Genomic DNA, 14577 nt, shown 5'->3' with positions numbered 1-14577 from the left:
CGCGTGAGCGCCGAGCCGACGCCCTCGTCGCGCGCGCCCCGCCCGCCGCTGGTCGCGCTCGCCACCGCCGCGCTCCTCGACGTCGCGGGCCGCGCCGGCATCCGCGGCCCCGAGGTCGACGCGATCGCCGCGCGCGAGCCGAGGGTGAATGGCGCGTGGTGGCAGCGGCTCGGGGACGGCGGCGCCGCTCCCGAATCGGATCTGCCCGTGGTCGCGCTCGCCGCGATGCTGGGCCTGAGCGCGAGCGAGCAGCTCGCGATCGCGCTGCTGATCGCGCTCGAGGAGGATCCCGTCCTCACGCGGCTCGTCGCCGCGCTGCAGGCGCCGGCCCTGGGATCTCGCCCCATGGTCGGGCTGCTGGCGACGGCGTTCGCCGCGGCCGGCGAGGGCGCGGAGAAGGCCTATGGCGACCTGGTCGACGGCCCGGCGCGCCTGGCCAGCGTGTTCCTGCTGCGCGGCGACGAGCTGCCGCTCGTCGAGCGGCGCATGGCGCTGTCGGCGCCCGTCCACGCCGCGCTGCGCGGGCTGCAGATCCCGATCGCGGGCGTCACGGTGGGCGCACGTCCCGCGGTGCCGCTCGCGCGCCCGACGGTGGCGGAGGCCGCGCGATACGCGGCGGCGTTCGGGGACGACCAGCAGGCCCTGACGGTGCGGACGCCCTCGATCGCCGAGGGGCGCGCCGTGTGCGCCGCGGTCGCGGCGGCGTTCGGCGCCGAAGCTGCGTTCGTCGAGGGGGAGCCGGTCGCGGGGCTCGGGCTCTGGATGGCGCTGCGCAACCTGGTGCCCGTGTTCGTCTGCGAGCTCGGCCCGAGCGAGCGGCGCCGGCTGCCGGCGCTGCCCGGCTACCACGGGCCGGTGCTGGCGCTGGCGGGCCTCGAAGGGACGATCGACCGTGACGGCGTCGCGATCCCGAGCTGGCGATTGACCGTGCCGACACGCGACGAGAGGTCGCGCCTGTGGCAGGAGAGCCTCGGCGACGAGGCGCTCGCCGCGGCGCTGGCCCGCGATCACCGCCACGGCGCCGGCCGCATCGCGCAGCTGGGGCGCGCCGCGCGTCGCGCCGCTCGCCTCGCCGGCGCCGCCGCGATCGACCGATCGCACGTGCGCACGGCGGCGTGGACCAGCGAGGGCCCGGGCCTGCGCGGGCTCGCCGAGCCGATCGACGACGACGTCGCCGATGAAGCGCTCGTGAGGACGCCGTCGCTGCGGCGCGATCTCGAGCTGCTGCTGATGCGGTGCCGAGCGCGCGACGAGCTCGCCGACGGGCTGGGCGCGGCCATGCGCGCGCGCCACCGTCCCGGCGTGCGCGCGCTCTTCGTCGGTCCGTCGGGCACCGGCAAGACCTTCGCGGCGAGCTGGCTGGCCAGCCGCCTGTCGGCGCCGCTCTACCGGATCGATCTCGCCGCCGTGACCAGCAAGTACATCGGTGAGACCGAGAAGAACCTGGCCCAGCTCCTCGGCCAGGCCGAGCACGAAGAGATCATTCTGCTCTTCGACGAGGCCGACTCGATGTTCGGCAAGCGCACCGACGTCAAGGACGCCAACGACCGCTTCGCCAACGCGCAGACCAACTTCCTGCTCCAGCGCATCGAGTCGTTCGATGGCATCGTCATCCTGACCAGCAACAGCCGCACGCGCATCGACGCGGCGTTCACGCGCCGGCTCGACGCCGTGATCGACTTCCCTCCGCCGGGTCCGGAGGAGCGGCGCGCGCTCTGGCGCACGCACCTCGGCGCTCATCACGAGCTCGATTCGGCGTCCTTCAACCAGCTGGCGGCGACGTGCGACCTCGCGGGCGGTCACGTGCGCAACGCCGTCCTGTGCGCCAGCCTGCTCGCGCGCCGAGATGGGCGGCCGATCCGCCTGCCGGATCTCGTGGCGGGCCTCGCCGTCGAGTACCGCAAGCTGGGGCGCACGCTGCCGTCGGAGCTCGGCGCCGCCACGTCGATCACCCCTGAGGAGAAGCCCTGATGCACGCTGGACCCACCGCCGCCGCCCGCCGCCTGGCCGACGCCATCGCGGCAGCCGCCGCCGACCTCGCGGCGGGCCGCCCGATCGCGCCGCACGCCGACTCGTTGCGCCGCTTGGTCGCCGAGATGGCCAGCGCGCCCGGCGACGTCGGCGTCCTCGCGCTGATGCAGGCGCTCGGACCGGCGCTGGACGCGCGCGGTGTGGCGATGCCGCCGCTCGACAGGTTTCCCCCCTCGGTCGCCGCGTTCCTGGAGGCGGCTGACGAGGTGTTCGCCGAGGATTCCCCGCTCGATTTCGAGACGGCCGCGGATCGCCTCGAACGCGCGGCGGCGGCGGCGTTCGGCACCATCGCGCCGCGCGAGGCGCGCGCCCAGGCGCTGCGCGAGCAGATCCGGCGCGAAGTGTCGGCGTCGATCGCGGACACGCTGCGCGCGCAGGGGCTGACGCCGGCGGCGGACATGCAAGGAGACGAGGCCACGGATACGGAGCTCGAGGAAGCGCGCAAGTGACATGAGCGTCGCGCCCGCCGCCGAGAGACGTCCGTCTTCCGCCGCGCCCGCGGAGCGAGCGGCGTCCGAGGCGCGCGCGGAGCTCGAGGAATCACCGTCGTCGCCGCCGGCGTACGTGCAGGCAGCGGCAGGTCCCGGGGGCATGGCCGCTGGCGGCGGCGCGGGTGCGGAGGGCGGCGGGCGGAATCGGGCGGCGGCGATCCACGGCATCGCCCGTCAGGGGGTGGCCACCGCGTCCGCACCGTTGCCGTTCGCGGCGACGATCCAGCAGGCGTTCGGCCGCCACGACATCGGTCATGTTCGCACGGGCAGCGACGGCGCTTCGAGCCGCGCCGCGTCGCGGCTGGGGGCGCGCGCGTTCACGCTGGGCGATCGCATCGCGTTCCGTGCGCCGCCCGACTTGCGGCTTGCGGCGCACGAGGCGGCGCACGTCGTGCAGCAGAAGGCGGGAGTTCAGCTCGACGGCGGGGTCGGCAAGGCCGGAGATCGGTACGAGCGGCAGGCCGACGAGGTGGCCGATGCGGTCGTCCGCGGGCAGTCGGCCGAGGCCCTGCTGGATCAAGAGCGGGGCGGTGGTGAGGCCGGCGTGCAGATGGCCTGCAGCTGCGGCGGCGCGTGCTCGAGCTGCAGCGGCTCGATGGATCTCTCGAGCGCGGCGGTCCAGATGCAGCTCGACGTGCTGGCCGAGCGCGACTTCGAGCCTCCGATGCTGGACATCGGTGGGGGTGAGGGAGCTGGGCGACAAGGGGGAGGCGGCGGTCCGGGAGGTGGCGGCGGACCGGCGGCCGATGCGGGCGGTGGCGGCGGCAGCGGAGAAGGCGGCGGCGGACCCGCGGCAGATGGCGGCGGCGGCGGCGGCGGCGGTGGCGCGGCCGACGGGGCCGATGCAGGCGCGGTCGCGGCGGGAGCGGCGCCCGCTCCAAATCCGGCGGTGGCGCGCCGGGCCGGAGCGGCGTGCCCGGCGCCCGCCGAGCCTCCCAGGCACACGCCAGAACAGTCGAGCGGCGAGGAAGACTCCTGCCGTGACACCGACGAGCTCTCGGCGCAGCGCGCGCCGACCGGGGCCGATCGCACCGGCACGTCCACCTCGGACCGACCGCGCGAGCCGGCGAACACAGAGATCCACGGCGACACGCAGAGCAGCAGCACGAGCACCGAGGAGGCGCAGCAGAGCCAGCAGGCCGAAGCGCCGCCACCCCCGCCAGCACCTCCGGGGTGCGAATCGCAGGGCGGCGGTGGCGCTGGCGGCGGCGGACCGCAGGCCGCGGAAGGCGGCGGCGGCGGACCGCAGGCGGCCGAGGGGGGCGGCGGCGGTGGACCGCAGGCGGCCGAGGGTGGGGGCCCTCAGCCCGCCGAAGACGGCGGCGGTGCCGGCGGGCCATCTCCAGGCGCTGACGGCGAGGGCGGCGCTGCCGCGCAGGACGACGCGATGGGCGCTGCGCTCGGTGAGGCGTCGGCTCGCCGCGCGGAGGCGCTCGACGCGTTCCACGCCGGGCGCGGCGCGATGGCGGAGAGTCGCGGTGAGGTGGTCGCCGCCACCGCCGAGGACGCCCGATTCGGCCCCGAAGGAGACCGCGATACGCGCGAGGCAGCCGCGCAGGTGGCGTCGAGCTCGCTGCGCGAGATGAGCGGCGAGGCGCGCCAGGCGCTGTTCGAGCTCGACCAGGAAGTGCCCCGCAGGCTCGGGACATCGCTCATCGGCGTCAAAGGGGACATCGAGTCAGCGCGCGATCGCGCGCTCGACGCCATCGACGCGGCTTACGCGGCCGCGACGAGGGCGGCCCACCGGGACGCGCGCGCGGCGAAGGGGGTCATCAACGCGCAGTACGTGGCGAGCGCCGTGCACGCCGTCACGACCACCGTGGCGGCGATGGGGCGGGTGCAGAGCGGCGCAGCGCGCACGACGCGGGCGATCGGCTCGGCCGAGAACGCCGAGCTCGGCGTGGTGCGCACTCTGATCGCGCGAGGTCAACTGGAGCTCATTGGCGTCGGGACGAGCAAGGGCGGCGAGGCGATGAACCTCGGTCGCTCGTACTGGCGCATGTACCACCGCGGGCGCATCAACCAGATGGACAACGCCCTGGACGGCTATCTCACGGATCGGCGCGCTGACGCGCGCGCGAACGCGGCGATGGAGACGGCCAAGGGCTACCGCGACGGGTTCGTGAACGAGGCTGCCGCTCAGGCGCGCCAGCTTGCGCGCGCGCGCGCCGGTCACTGCGCCACGGTCATCAGCTCGTCGCTGGGCGCGCAGGACGGGGTGCAGCAGGGCGCGGCGCAGGCGGTGGGGACGCTCGGACAGATGATGACGGGCGCGCTCGCCGCGGCGGCGGCGCAGCGGCAAGCGCGCACCGCGTCGGTCGACGCGCAGCTGGCGAACCAGCTTCGCCAGCTCGCTGGCCAGCGCCACGCGCAGCGGCAGGCGGCGCGCGATACGGCCTATCTGCAGCGGCTGATGGTGGAGTCGGCGGCGCACGGGGTGGCCGGTGAGCTCCTGAGGGGGGCCGCGCAGGCCGGTCGTGGGATCGCCGACGCGCTGGCGCAGCTGCGCGCGGTGCTCGAGGTCACGACAGCCCCTCGCCGAGAGCTGGCGCGCGCGACGATGCGCGGGGTCCACGGCCGCGTCACGCTCCTTTTGGGCCAGCTTCGCGAGCGGCTGGGTTCCGGGCTCGACACGGCCGTGAGCACGGTGGAGGCGAGCCGCGGGACGGCGCGAGGAGCGCTCGACCGGCTGGTGGAGACGGCGCGCGACGGCGCCAGGCAGCTCACCCAGGCCTTCGCCGAGGCGATGGGCCAGGCGTCGAGCAGCGCGGTGGAGGGCTTCACCCAGGCTCGGACCGAGCACGCGACCGCCATCGAGCGGCTCACCACGACGGTGCAGCGGACCTTCGCGTGCGCGCTGTTGACGGTCGTCTCCGGCTACATCCGACTCAACCAAGGGATCCGGGAGGGGATCGACCAGCAGAAGACGAGCCTGCAGCGCGGCTTCGACCTGCAGATCCAGGGCGGGGTCGACCCCGAGGGAGGAGGACGCAAGCCCGGCCTCGCCGCCGACATACGAAAGTACGCCTGCATCGCGGCGCAGAACGAGCGGCCGGCGTGGGAGACGGTCGTCACGATCCTGCTGGTCATCCTGATCGCGATCGTGGTCAGCGTGCTGCTCGGCCCGGTCATCGGCGCTGCGGTGGGCGGGCTGATCGGCGCCGGCCTGCTCGCGACCGTGATCACCGGGATCATCGTCGGGGCGATCGCCGGCGCGCTGTCGAGCATGGCCGGCTACCTGGTCGGCAACGCGCTGGCCGGCCGCCGCAGCACCGGCCGCGGGCTGTGGCACGCGGCGTGGACCGGCGCGCTGACCGGCGCCATCGGCGGCGGCATCGGCGCCTTCGGCGGCGCGCTCGTGAACGCCGCCGGGCAAGCTGGCGCGACGGCGCTCTCGCGCTTCGCGATCACCCTCGCGTTCGACATGGTCAGCGAATACGCCTCGCAGGTCGTGATGAACGCCGCCGCCGGCAAGGGGCTCGCGAGCTTCACCGAGCTCGATCTGCAGGGCTTCCTGCTCTCGGGGGCGATCTCCAGCGCGTCGTTCCTCCACGCCGCGCGGGGCGCCCGGCGCGGTGGCGGCGCCGACGCGGCGCGCGCGCCGCATGAAGCCGGGCCCGCGGCGCCGCGCGAGGCTGGGCCCGCGGCGCCGCGCGAGGCTGGGCCCGCGGCGCCGCGCGAGGCCGCACCCACCGCAGAGCGCTCCACAGCACCGCGCGAAGCGGCTCCGGCCGCGCCGCGCGAGGCAGCTCCGCAGGGACGGGAGATGGCACCGCCGCCGCGCGATGCGGCGCCTTCATCGCCACGCGAGACGAGCCCCGCCGCATCGCATGATGGAACGCCTGCCGCGCCGCCTGATGGAGTGCCTGCGGCTCCTCGAGAGGCGACTCCCGCGACGGCGCGTGACGCCGCGCCCCAGGGACCGCACGATCCGGGGCCAGGCGCACCGCGCGACGGGGCCCCGGCGCAGAGACCCTCGACACATCGCGACGCACCACCGGTCGATCCGGCCGAGCCTGGCGTCGTCGGCCGCGAGCCGGCCGGCGGCAGTCACGACGTCAAGGTGACGCGCGACGGCCAGATCTGGGTGTGTTCGGACTGCGGGCAGCTGCGACACAGTTATGCGGAGGAGCTCGCGGGCGCACCGAAACTGCACGCGGAGCTCGTTCGAATCGAGGCGATCCCCAATCCACAGGCGAAGGCACAGGCAGCGGCGCGACTCCACGCCCGCCTCCTCGGGCTGCGCAATCTCGCGAGCGCTCACGCGCCAGGTCGTATCGCTGGTGGCGCGGACGCCACGGTGCCGCGTCAGATGCGGACCATCGGCGACCGGTTTGGCCGGAGCGAAGCCAACGTTGCTGCTGACATGCAGCACCTGCTGCGCACGGGCGAACATCCGCCGGGCGTTCATCCGGAGAGCCCCTACGGACAGGCGTTGTTGCGCCTTGGTGAATCCGTCGTGGCTCCGGCGCCGGGTCGAAGCCGCGCACCACGCCCGCCTCTGTCCACCGAGGAGGCGATCACGGCCAAGGTCGAGGCCGATCGCACGGTGCGGCAAGGGCTTGAGCAGCGAGGCACGGAAATCGGCGCTGAACGTGCCGCGGCGCCGCAGGGAACGGGTCCGAGGCTCCGTGGGGCCCGCGATCAGGTCGCCGACGTGACCCGCAACCCCATCGAGCAGGGGACCGCTCCGATGAGGTTGGGCGGACAGGAGCATCCAGGCCGCGTCTCGCAGGCCAACGAAGGCCATCGCGTCGCCGAGACGGCCCGCGGCGCCGGCAACCTGGTCGTCGAGAGCCTCGGGACATATCGCACGATCGAAAACTTCGCGACTCGAATGGCGGGGCGCCTCGGCATGTCACCCAGCGAGTTCATCAGGGCGTTTATCCAGACAATTCAGACAGGACAGACGCCTCGCGTGAGCTCGCGTGCAGCGGTACAGGCGCGCGCCGCCCGGTTCATGAGCCGCCTGCAGCGCCTCTTGTTCGCCAGCGAGGTCGTGCGCTCGCCGACCCAGCTCTCCGACATGGCGCAGGTGCTTCGTGCAATCGCGAACGAAGGAGACCTGTCGCTGTTGCGTCGGCTGTCGCCCGCCGGCGGCGAACGGATTCCCGGAGCTCCCGGTCAGCCACCCGTGGCCGGCGGCGCTCGCGGTGCGCCGCGGGCAGCCGAGCGCGCCGCGGGCTCGCCGCGTCGAGACAACGCCGTCGATCGGGCGGCCGACGAGTCGATACGCCGTCACGCTGAGCTGATGCAGCGCGAGCCGCGGCACCGAGAAATGACACCGGAACAGTTGCGGGCTACGCTCGCCGATGACATCGTTTCGTTCCTGTTCGGAGGACGGCGATGAGCGCACTCTTGCTGACGCGCCTTGGCAGCGGCCAGTATGCCGACGGGCCACGCGTCATGTACGCATTGATCGACAACAAGCGAGTCGTCGAGGTCATCCCGGCTTCGAACGACGATGAGGCGTTGGTGAATGCGCGGGCGCTGGCCGGTGAGCGAATCGTCGAGTGCGAGTCTGCGCTCGAGGGCGTCGCCCGACGTCGCGACGCCCCCGTGCGTCCGCTCGCCGCGTTCGAGAAGATCATCAAGGCCCACGTCGCCGCGCCGCTCTTCGAGCAAGAGACGTATCGGGGCGGCATCGACGGCGAAGCGATGATGGATTTCTTCGAGGCGGCGTACGTGTTCACGCACGCTGTGGCCGCGGATGCGCGGCCACAGTGGCATGTCGGCGCGATCCTGCGTGGCACGATCGGTGAGAAGCGTTTCGACGACGAGCTCTTCTTCCTGGTGGTTCCCGGCCGCGAGCCAAAGCTCTACGTGCTCACGCGAGCGGATGCCACTTGGGTGTTCGCCAACGACGCCGAGATCACCGAGGCCGATCGGACCGTGGTCGACTTCCGGGATGACCGAAGCGAGCTCTCGGCGACGCTGGAAGACGCCTACGGCCTCACGGCGGTCCCCCATATCGTCATGGTCGCGCAGAGCGTTCGCCGCAAACCGGACAGCATCGCCTTCGAGTATCTCGCCGCCTGCATGGGCACCATCGGCCGCTACGTGGCTGCGGGTGCGCCGGGCATCGTCTACGCGCCGCTCCTCGGCGGCGAGCTCGATATCAAGCTCGCCACGTTCGAGCCCACCACGCCCTGATCAACGCAACGACGGGAGCGCCTCGCGCAGGTCGTGATGAGCGCCATTGTCGGCGAGGGGCTCGCGAGCTTCACCAATCTCGATCGGGAGGGCTTCCTGCGCTCGGGTGTTCGCGTTCCGAGGCGATCGCCCGGCGTCCGGGGGACGAACTCGAGGGAAATCGTCCCGCCGCGCAGCGCGGCGCCGAGCCCGGGCGAGGCGCGAGACCTGCAGCGACCATGAGCGCAGATCCTCGTGGCCGTCCCGGCGCGATCGTGAGACCGTCTCCCGCGATGAGCTCGGGGGGCACGCTGTGAGCTTTGCGGCGCAAGAGAAGCGCGCGCCGGCGCGCGCTCACGCCGGCGGCCGGCATGGACGCCGACGACGCCGACGGGGACGGAGCGTGGCATGAGCGCCGGCGAGCGCGCCGGGGCGCTTCCCCGCTCCCGGGGGGCGTAGTGGCCGCCGAGCGGCGCGTGCGCATGCTCCGGCTCCGCGCTCACGACGACGCCGCCGTGCGGCGCGGAGCGCTCCTCGTCGAGGACGCGCTCCGCACCGCCTCGCTCCCCAGCGCGGATCAGGGCCGCCTCTACGTCGTGCGCCGCCTCTCTCTGGGAGCGATCGATCTCACGCGCCCTCCGGCCTCGATCGCGATGGCGATCGAGCGCCGCTTCGAGGCCTTGCGCGCGACCGCGGTCCACGCCGACGCCAGCGGCGCGGCGTCGGCCGAGGCCGTCTACTTTCACGACGACGTGGAGCCCTCGGTCTTGCTGGCCCGGCGGGTGGCGGCGCAACAGGCCGTCTCGGCGTGGTTCTGGCCCCTGGCCGTGCGCGGTTACGCGCCGGCGCTCCCCGCGTCGAAGGCCCTCGAGATCGCGCTCGCCCGCGCGCTCGAGACGCCCGCCGGGGCGGCCGCTGTCGTGCGGATGACGGCCGAGCTGGACGAGGCCGCCCTCGACGCCCTCTGCGGCGCGCTCCGCCCCGGCGTCGGCGAGGCCCTGCTCCTCCGCTGCGGCTGGGGCGTGCCGCCGGCCGTGGCGCGCGGGCTCGACCGGAGCGCGCCCGTCGCGCCGGGCGAGCGCCCGCGGCTCGCGCCGCCGTGGCCGGGGGTGCTGCGGAGGTGGGTCGCCCGCTGGGGCGCGGCCGACGCTCGCGCCGTCTGGCTCGCCGCGGTCGCCGCGTGCGCGGGGAGCCCGGCGCTGGCCGTGGACCGGCGGCTCGCCGCTCGCGGGGCGCAGCTCGCGCTGGCGGCGAGCCTCCCCGAGGTCGATGCGGCAGCCGAAGCGGCGGACGACACGGCCACGTCGCGGTCGCCGGTCGAGGCGCCGCAGGCCGCGGCGCCGGAGGGCGTGGCGGAGGTCGCGGCCCCGCGCGCGGCGGCGGTCCGGCCGGACGCTGCGCCCCCGGCGGCCTCGGCCCTCGGCGCGGCTGCCGAGCGCGCCGCGCCGCGCGCGGAGCCCGGTCCCGCCGCGCTGCCCGAGCCGCCCGCGCCTCCGGTCGCGCCCGCGTCGCCCGCGCGGCCTCCCGGGCCGCCGTCGGGGGCTGCGGCAGCCGGAGCCGCCGCGCCCTCGGCCGCCGCCGGGGATCTGGCGGCGCCGGGCCGCGAGCGCCGCGGCCGCTCCTCGCTCTGGAACGGCGTGCCCATGCCCACCGCTGCCGGCGGGCTGCTCCTCGTGATCCGGCCGCTGATGCGGCTCGGCATGGCCGACTGGCTCCACGACCACCCTGCCGCGGTCCGGGGCGGGTTGCCCGTGCGCCTGATGGAGCACCTCGGGGCGTGGTGCGGGGTCTCGCCCGAGGATCCGGCGCTCGCCGTCTTCGACCCTCCGGCCGAGCTGCTCCCCGACGTCGTGGCTGCGCCGCCGGAGGCGTGGCGAGACGTTCTCGGCGAGGCCGCGTGGCGGGCGCTGAGCCGCCGCCCAGCGGGCGCGCCCGCGACCTGGCGCCTGGCCGTCTCGCTCTGGCTCCGCCGCTTCGCCGGGCTCCCCCTCGGCCGTGTCGTCCGGCGCCCTGGCCGGGTCGTGGCCACGCGCACCCACGTGGACGTCCTGTTTCCGCTGACCGCCGCGGACGTGCGCGTGCGTGCCGCTGCGCTCGACGTGAACCCCGGCTGGGTCCCCTGGCTCGGGCGGATCGTGCAGTTCCACTACCTCGAGGAGCCGTGACGTGCGGGCGGCGAGGTGCCCCGGCGAGGGCGAGCACCCCGTCCCCGTCCTCGGGTAGAACCATGCCCTGATGCCCCTCCCCGCGGGTTTCGAGAAGCGCCTCTGGGCCGCCGCCGACCAGCTCTGGGCCAACTCCGCCCTCCAGCCGTCCGAGTATGCGACGCCGGTCCTCGCGCTGATCTTCCTGAAGTACGCCGAGCACCGCTTCGCCGAGGCCGAGGGGCAGCGAGCGTCGTCCCGCCGCCGGGGCGGCGCCGGCGAGGGCGACGGCCGCGCCGGAGGGGTCCTCGTCGTCCCGGAGAGCGCCCGCTTCGGCCGCCTCCTCCGGCTGCCCGAGGGGGCCGACATCGGCGAGGCGCTCGACGACGCGATGAGGGCGATCGAGGCGGAGAACGAGGATCTCAAGGACGTCCTGCCGAAGACATACGGCCGCTTCGACGCGAGGACGCTCCAGGAGCTGCTCAAGCTCTTCGGCGCCATCCCGGAGGACGTCGAGGGCGACGTCTTCGGTCGGATCTACGAGTACTTCCTCGGCAATTTCGCGCCGCGCGCGCTGCAGAAGGGCGGCGAATACTTCACGCCCTACTCGGTCGTGCGCCTCATCGTCGAGGTCATTGAGCCGTACCACGGCAGGATCTACGACCCTTGCTGCGGCTCCGGGGGCATGTTCGTGCAGAGCGCGAGCTTCATCGCCGAGCACCGGAAGCGGCCGTCGGACGAGATCGCGGTCTACGGGGTCGAGAAGGTCGCGCAGACCCTCCGCCTCGCGAGGATGAACCTCGCCGTGCACGGCCTCTCGGGCGACATCCGCGAGGCGAACGCCTATTACGAGGACATCCACGATCAGGTCGGCAAGTTCGACTACGTGATGGCCAATCCGCCGTTCAACCAGAACGCGGTCGACCGGGAGCGGCTCAAGGGCGATAACCGTCGGTTCCCGTTCGGGATCCCCTCGGTCGACCGCGCGAACTACCTCTGGATCCAGCTCTGTTACAGCGCCCTGAGCGCCTCGGGGCGCGCCGGGTTCGTGATGGCGAACGGCGCGAGCGACGCCCGGGGCAGCGAGCTCGAGCTCCGGCGGAAGCTGATCCAGACCGGCGCCGTCGACGTGATGGTCGCGCTCGGCTCGAACCTCTTCTACACCGTCACCCTGCCCGTCACGCTCTGGTTCCTGGACAGGGGGAAGGCGAGGGGGGCGCGCAAGGACAAGGTGCTCTTCATCGACGCGCGGCGCGTCTACCGGCAGGTGGACCGCACCCATCACGACCTGTCGCCGGAGCAGATCGAGCTCCTCGCGAACATCGTGCGGCTCTACCGCGGCGAGGCGCCGGAGGACCTGCACGGGAGCGGCGCGCTCCTGAAGGAGCGCTTCCCCAGCGGGAGGTACGCCGACGTGCCGGGGCTGTGCAAGGCGGCGACGCTCGGCGAGATCGAGGCGCAGGGCTTCAGCCTCCATCCGGGCCGCTACGTGGGCGTCGCCGCCCGGGTCCCCGAGGACGTCGACTTCAAGGAGCGGCTCGAGCGGCTGAACGACGAGCTGACGCGGCTGAACGGCGAGGCGCGGGAGATCGAGGCGAAGATCGCCGAGAACGTCGCGGCGCTCCTCGGGGCGTGATGACGCGCGTGGAGTGGCCGCGCGCCGCCCTCTCGGACGTCTGCGAGGCGATCGTCGACTGCGTCAACAAGACGGCCCCGACGGTCGACGAGATCACGCCCTACAAGATGATCCGCACGACCAACGTGCGCGGCGGGTGGATCGAGCTCGACGACGTCAAGTACGTCACGGAGGACATCTATAAGATCTGGACACGCCGTCAGGTGCCGCGGCGCGGGGATGTCATCCTGACCCGCGAAGCTCCCCTCGGCGAGGTCGGCCTGCTGCGCACGGGCGAGCCCGTGTTTCTGGGACAGCGCCTCCTCTCCTACAGGGCCGACCCGGAGAAGCTCGACAACCGCTTTCTCCTCTACGCGCTCCGAGGAGATGACCTGCAGCGCCAGATCAAGGCGCTCGGCTCAGGCGCGACGGTCGAGCACATGCGCGTGCCGGACGCCGGGAAGCTCACGCTGCGGCTGCCGCCGCTCGCGGTCCAGCGCCGCATCGCCGACATCCTCTCCGCGTATGACGACCTCATCGAGAACAACGCGAAGCGCGTCGGGCTCCTCGAGGAGATGGCCCGCTCGCTGTACCGCGCGTGGTTCGTCGACCTCCGGTTCCCCGGGCGCGAGGAGGTGACGCTGGTCTCGTCCTCCGCCGGCAAGGTGCCGGCGGGCTGGGAGGTGGCTCGGCTCGGCGCGCTCGCGGCCGACGTGCGAGAGCCCGTCGATCCGAGCGCCGTGGATCCCGAGACACCCTACTTCGGGCTCGAGCATCTGCCGCGACGCTCGGTCGCGCTCGGCGAATGGGGGCGTGCCGGGGAGGCGCAGAGCACAAAGCTCCGCGCGCGCGCTGGCGACATTCTCTTCGGGAAGATCCGGCCCTATTTCCACAAGGTCGGGGTGACCCCGGTCGACGCGGTGTGCTCGTCGGATATCCTCGTTTTGCGCGCGCAGGCGCCAGAGCACTTCGGCCTCGTTCTCTGCTGCGTCTCCAGCGACGAGCTCGTCGCCCACGCGGCGCAGACGTCGCAGGGCACCAAGATGCCGCGCGCGAGCTGGGACGTCCTCCGCAAGGTCGCGCTGCCGCTGCCCCCCGCGCGGCTCCTCCGCCGGTTCGATCACATCGTCACGGATTCCTTGGACATGATGCATCGGCTCGTCCTGAAGAACCGCAACCTGAAGTTGACGCGCGATCTGCTGCTCCCCGGCCTCGTCTCCGGAGAGATCGACGTGAGCGGCCTCGATGCTGTTCCCTCCGAGGGGCTGTCGAGTGCCTCCCTGGAGGATTGAAATCCAATCCGGGGGCCGTCGAGCGGTAGTGATGGGCGTGCTCGGCGCACCCCCGTCCGCTCACCTGCAGCGCAGGGGTTCCGGGGCCTCCGCCGCACGAGGGGCGCACCGCTCCCCGCGCGACTGCTCGCAGCGATAGTACTCGCTCGTGGAGCCGCACTCGGCGTCGGCGCCGTAACCTTCAGGCGGCTCGAGGGGGACGCAATCGAGGACGGTACACTCGAGGGTGCCCGTTCCACCGAAGAGCTGCGCGGGGTCGGGTGTGGCGGTTCCATCGCAATCGAAGTCGAACTCCGACCCGCCGCGGGCTGGAGGCGCCATCGGCTCCGCATGGTAGGCCTTCGCTCCAGGGTGAGCGGTCTCGTCGTTGGGACCGCAATCGTCGCTCGACGCGACGTAGGGACCCCTGCACGCGGCGTCGCCGCCTGGCGGCGCATCGCACGCCTCGACGACGACATTCCGGTCCCCATGCGCGTCGGAGTCTGCGTCGCAATACCAGGCGATCTCGTCGCATCCGCCGCCCGCTCCACCGCTGCCCGCCGTCGTTCCGGCCGCGTCCCCGCCAGTCCCGCCAGCCCCGCCAGCCCCGCCAGCCCCGCCAGCCTCGTTGCCCCCGCCCCCTGCGGTTCCCGAGCCGCCGCCGCCTGCGGCACCCGAGCCGCCGCCGCCTGCGGCATCCGAGCCGCCGCCTGCGGCACCCGAGCCGCCGCCCCCTGCGGTTCCCGAGCCCCCGCCGGCGCCGTGTGTGCCGACGCTCGTCGAGGTCGCCCCGGCGGTGTCTCCGAAGAGGTCCGAGGGCACTTCCCTGCAGCCGGCGCTCACGGCGGCAGCGGCGAGCAAGATAGCGACCGGAGCGCGAGTCCCGGCCGCAA

Annotated in this window: 8 protein-coding genes and 1 pseudogene; 8 read left to right on the top strand and 1 reads right to left on the bottom strand. The window is 73.8% G+C overall.

Translation table 11 applies throughout. The annotated features are described in order from the left end of the window. The first annotated feature begins 3 nt into the window (after positions 1-3). The 8 genes and pseudogenes from WMF20_RS45435 to WMF20_RS45400 all read left to right on the top strand — a co-directional run bounded on the left by WMF20_RS45435 (position 4) and on the right by WMF20_RS45400 (position 13705). On the top strand, positions 4-1971 hold the full coding sequence (locus WMF20_RS45435) for an ATP-binding protein (RefSeq protein ID WP_437607998.1): 1968 nt from the start codon (positions 4-6) through the stop codon (positions 1969-1971). Beyond that, a complete protein-coding gene (locus WMF20_RS45430; RefSeq protein ID WP_437607997.1) occupies positions 1971-2480 on the top strand; it encodes a hypothetical protein in 510 nt (169 codons plus the stop codon). Before WMF20_RS45435 ends, WMF20_RS45430 begins: the two co-directional genes overlap by 1 nt. Position 2481: 1 nt before the next feature. After that, positions 2482-2871, top strand: a pseudogene (locus tag WMF20_RS45425) (eCIS core domain-containing protein); the annotation flags it as partial. A 1134-nt stretch (positions 2872-4005) separates the two neighbouring features. After that, the gene (locus WMF20_RS45420) at positions 4006-7872 is read left to right on the top strand and encodes a hypothetical protein (protein ID WP_437617228.1); all 3867 of its coding nucleotides are present in this window, start codon (positions 4006-4008) and stop codon (positions 7870-7872) included. Continuing rightward, positions 7869-8675 (top strand): hypothetical protein, encoded by an 807-nt coding sequence (locus tag WMF20_RS45415; protein ID WP_437607996.1) that lies wholly within the window; start codon positions 7869-7871, stop codon positions 8673-8675. The genes WMF20_RS45420 and WMF20_RS45415 overlap by 4 nt, the downstream gene beginning before the upstream one ends. A gap of 461 nt (positions 8676-9136) precedes the next feature. Beyond that, positions 9137-10819 (top strand): hypothetical protein, encoded by a 1683-nt coding sequence (locus tag WMF20_RS45410; RefSeq protein WP_437607995.1) that lies wholly within the window; start codon positions 9137-9139, stop codon positions 10817-10819. A gap of 70 nt (positions 10820-10889) precedes the next feature. Then, positions 10890-12434 (top strand): type I restriction-modification system subunit M, encoded by a 1545-nt coding sequence (locus tag WMF20_RS45405; protein WP_437607994.1) that lies wholly within the window; start codon positions 10890-10892, stop codon positions 12432-12434. Beyond that, positions 12434-13705 (top strand): restriction endonuclease subunit S, encoded by a 1272-nt coding sequence (locus WMF20_RS45400; RefSeq protein ID WP_437617227.1) that lies wholly within the window; start codon positions 12434-12436, stop codon positions 13703-13705. Before WMF20_RS45405 ends, WMF20_RS45400 begins: the two co-directional genes overlap by 1 nt. A 60-nt stretch (positions 13706-13765) precedes the next feature. On the opposite strand, the gene WMF20_RS45395 is transcribed toward WMF20_RS45400, so the two are convergent. Beyond that, entirely contained in the window at positions 13766-14026 is a 261-nt protein-coding gene (locus tag WMF20_RS45395) for a hypothetical protein (RefSeq protein ID WP_437607993.1), read from the bottom strand. Between the last annotated feature and the right edge of the window lie 551 nt (positions 14027-14577).

This window comes from Sorangium sp. So ce834, assembly GCF_051521425.1.
GTDB classification, from domain to species: Bacteria; Myxococcota_A; Polyangia; order Polyangiales; family Polyangiaceae; genus Sorangium; species Sorangium cellulosum_D.
The sequence above is the reverse complement of the archived record's forward strand: the minus strand, read 5'-3'. Positions and strand labels throughout refer to the sequence as shown.

Coding starts and splice junctions, on each gene's coding strand:
- WMF20_RS45430 (WP_437607997.1), top strand. CDS start 1,971: ATGCACGCTGGACCCACCGCCGCCGCCCGCCGCCTGGCCGACGCCATC.
- WMF20_RS45415 (WP_437607996.1), top strand. CDS start 7,869: ATGAGCGCACTCTTGCTGACGCGCCTTGGCAGCGGCCAGTATGCCGAC.
- WMF20_RS45410 (WP_437607995.1), top strand. CDS start 9,137: ATGCTCCGGCTCCGCGCTCACGACGACGCCGCCGTGCGGCGCGGAGCG.
- WMF20_RS45405 (WP_437607994.1), top strand. CDS start 10,890: ATGCCCCTCCCCGCGGGTTTCGAGAAGCGCCTCTGGGCCGCCGCCGAC.
- WMF20_RS45400 (WP_437617227.1), top strand. CDS start 12,434: ATGACGCGCGTGGAGTGGCCGCGCGCCGCCCTCTCGGACGTCTGCGAG.
- WMF20_RS45395 (WP_437607993.1), bottom strand. CDS start 14,026: ATGGCGCCTCCAGCCCGCGGCGGGTCGGAGTTCGACTTCGATTGCGAT.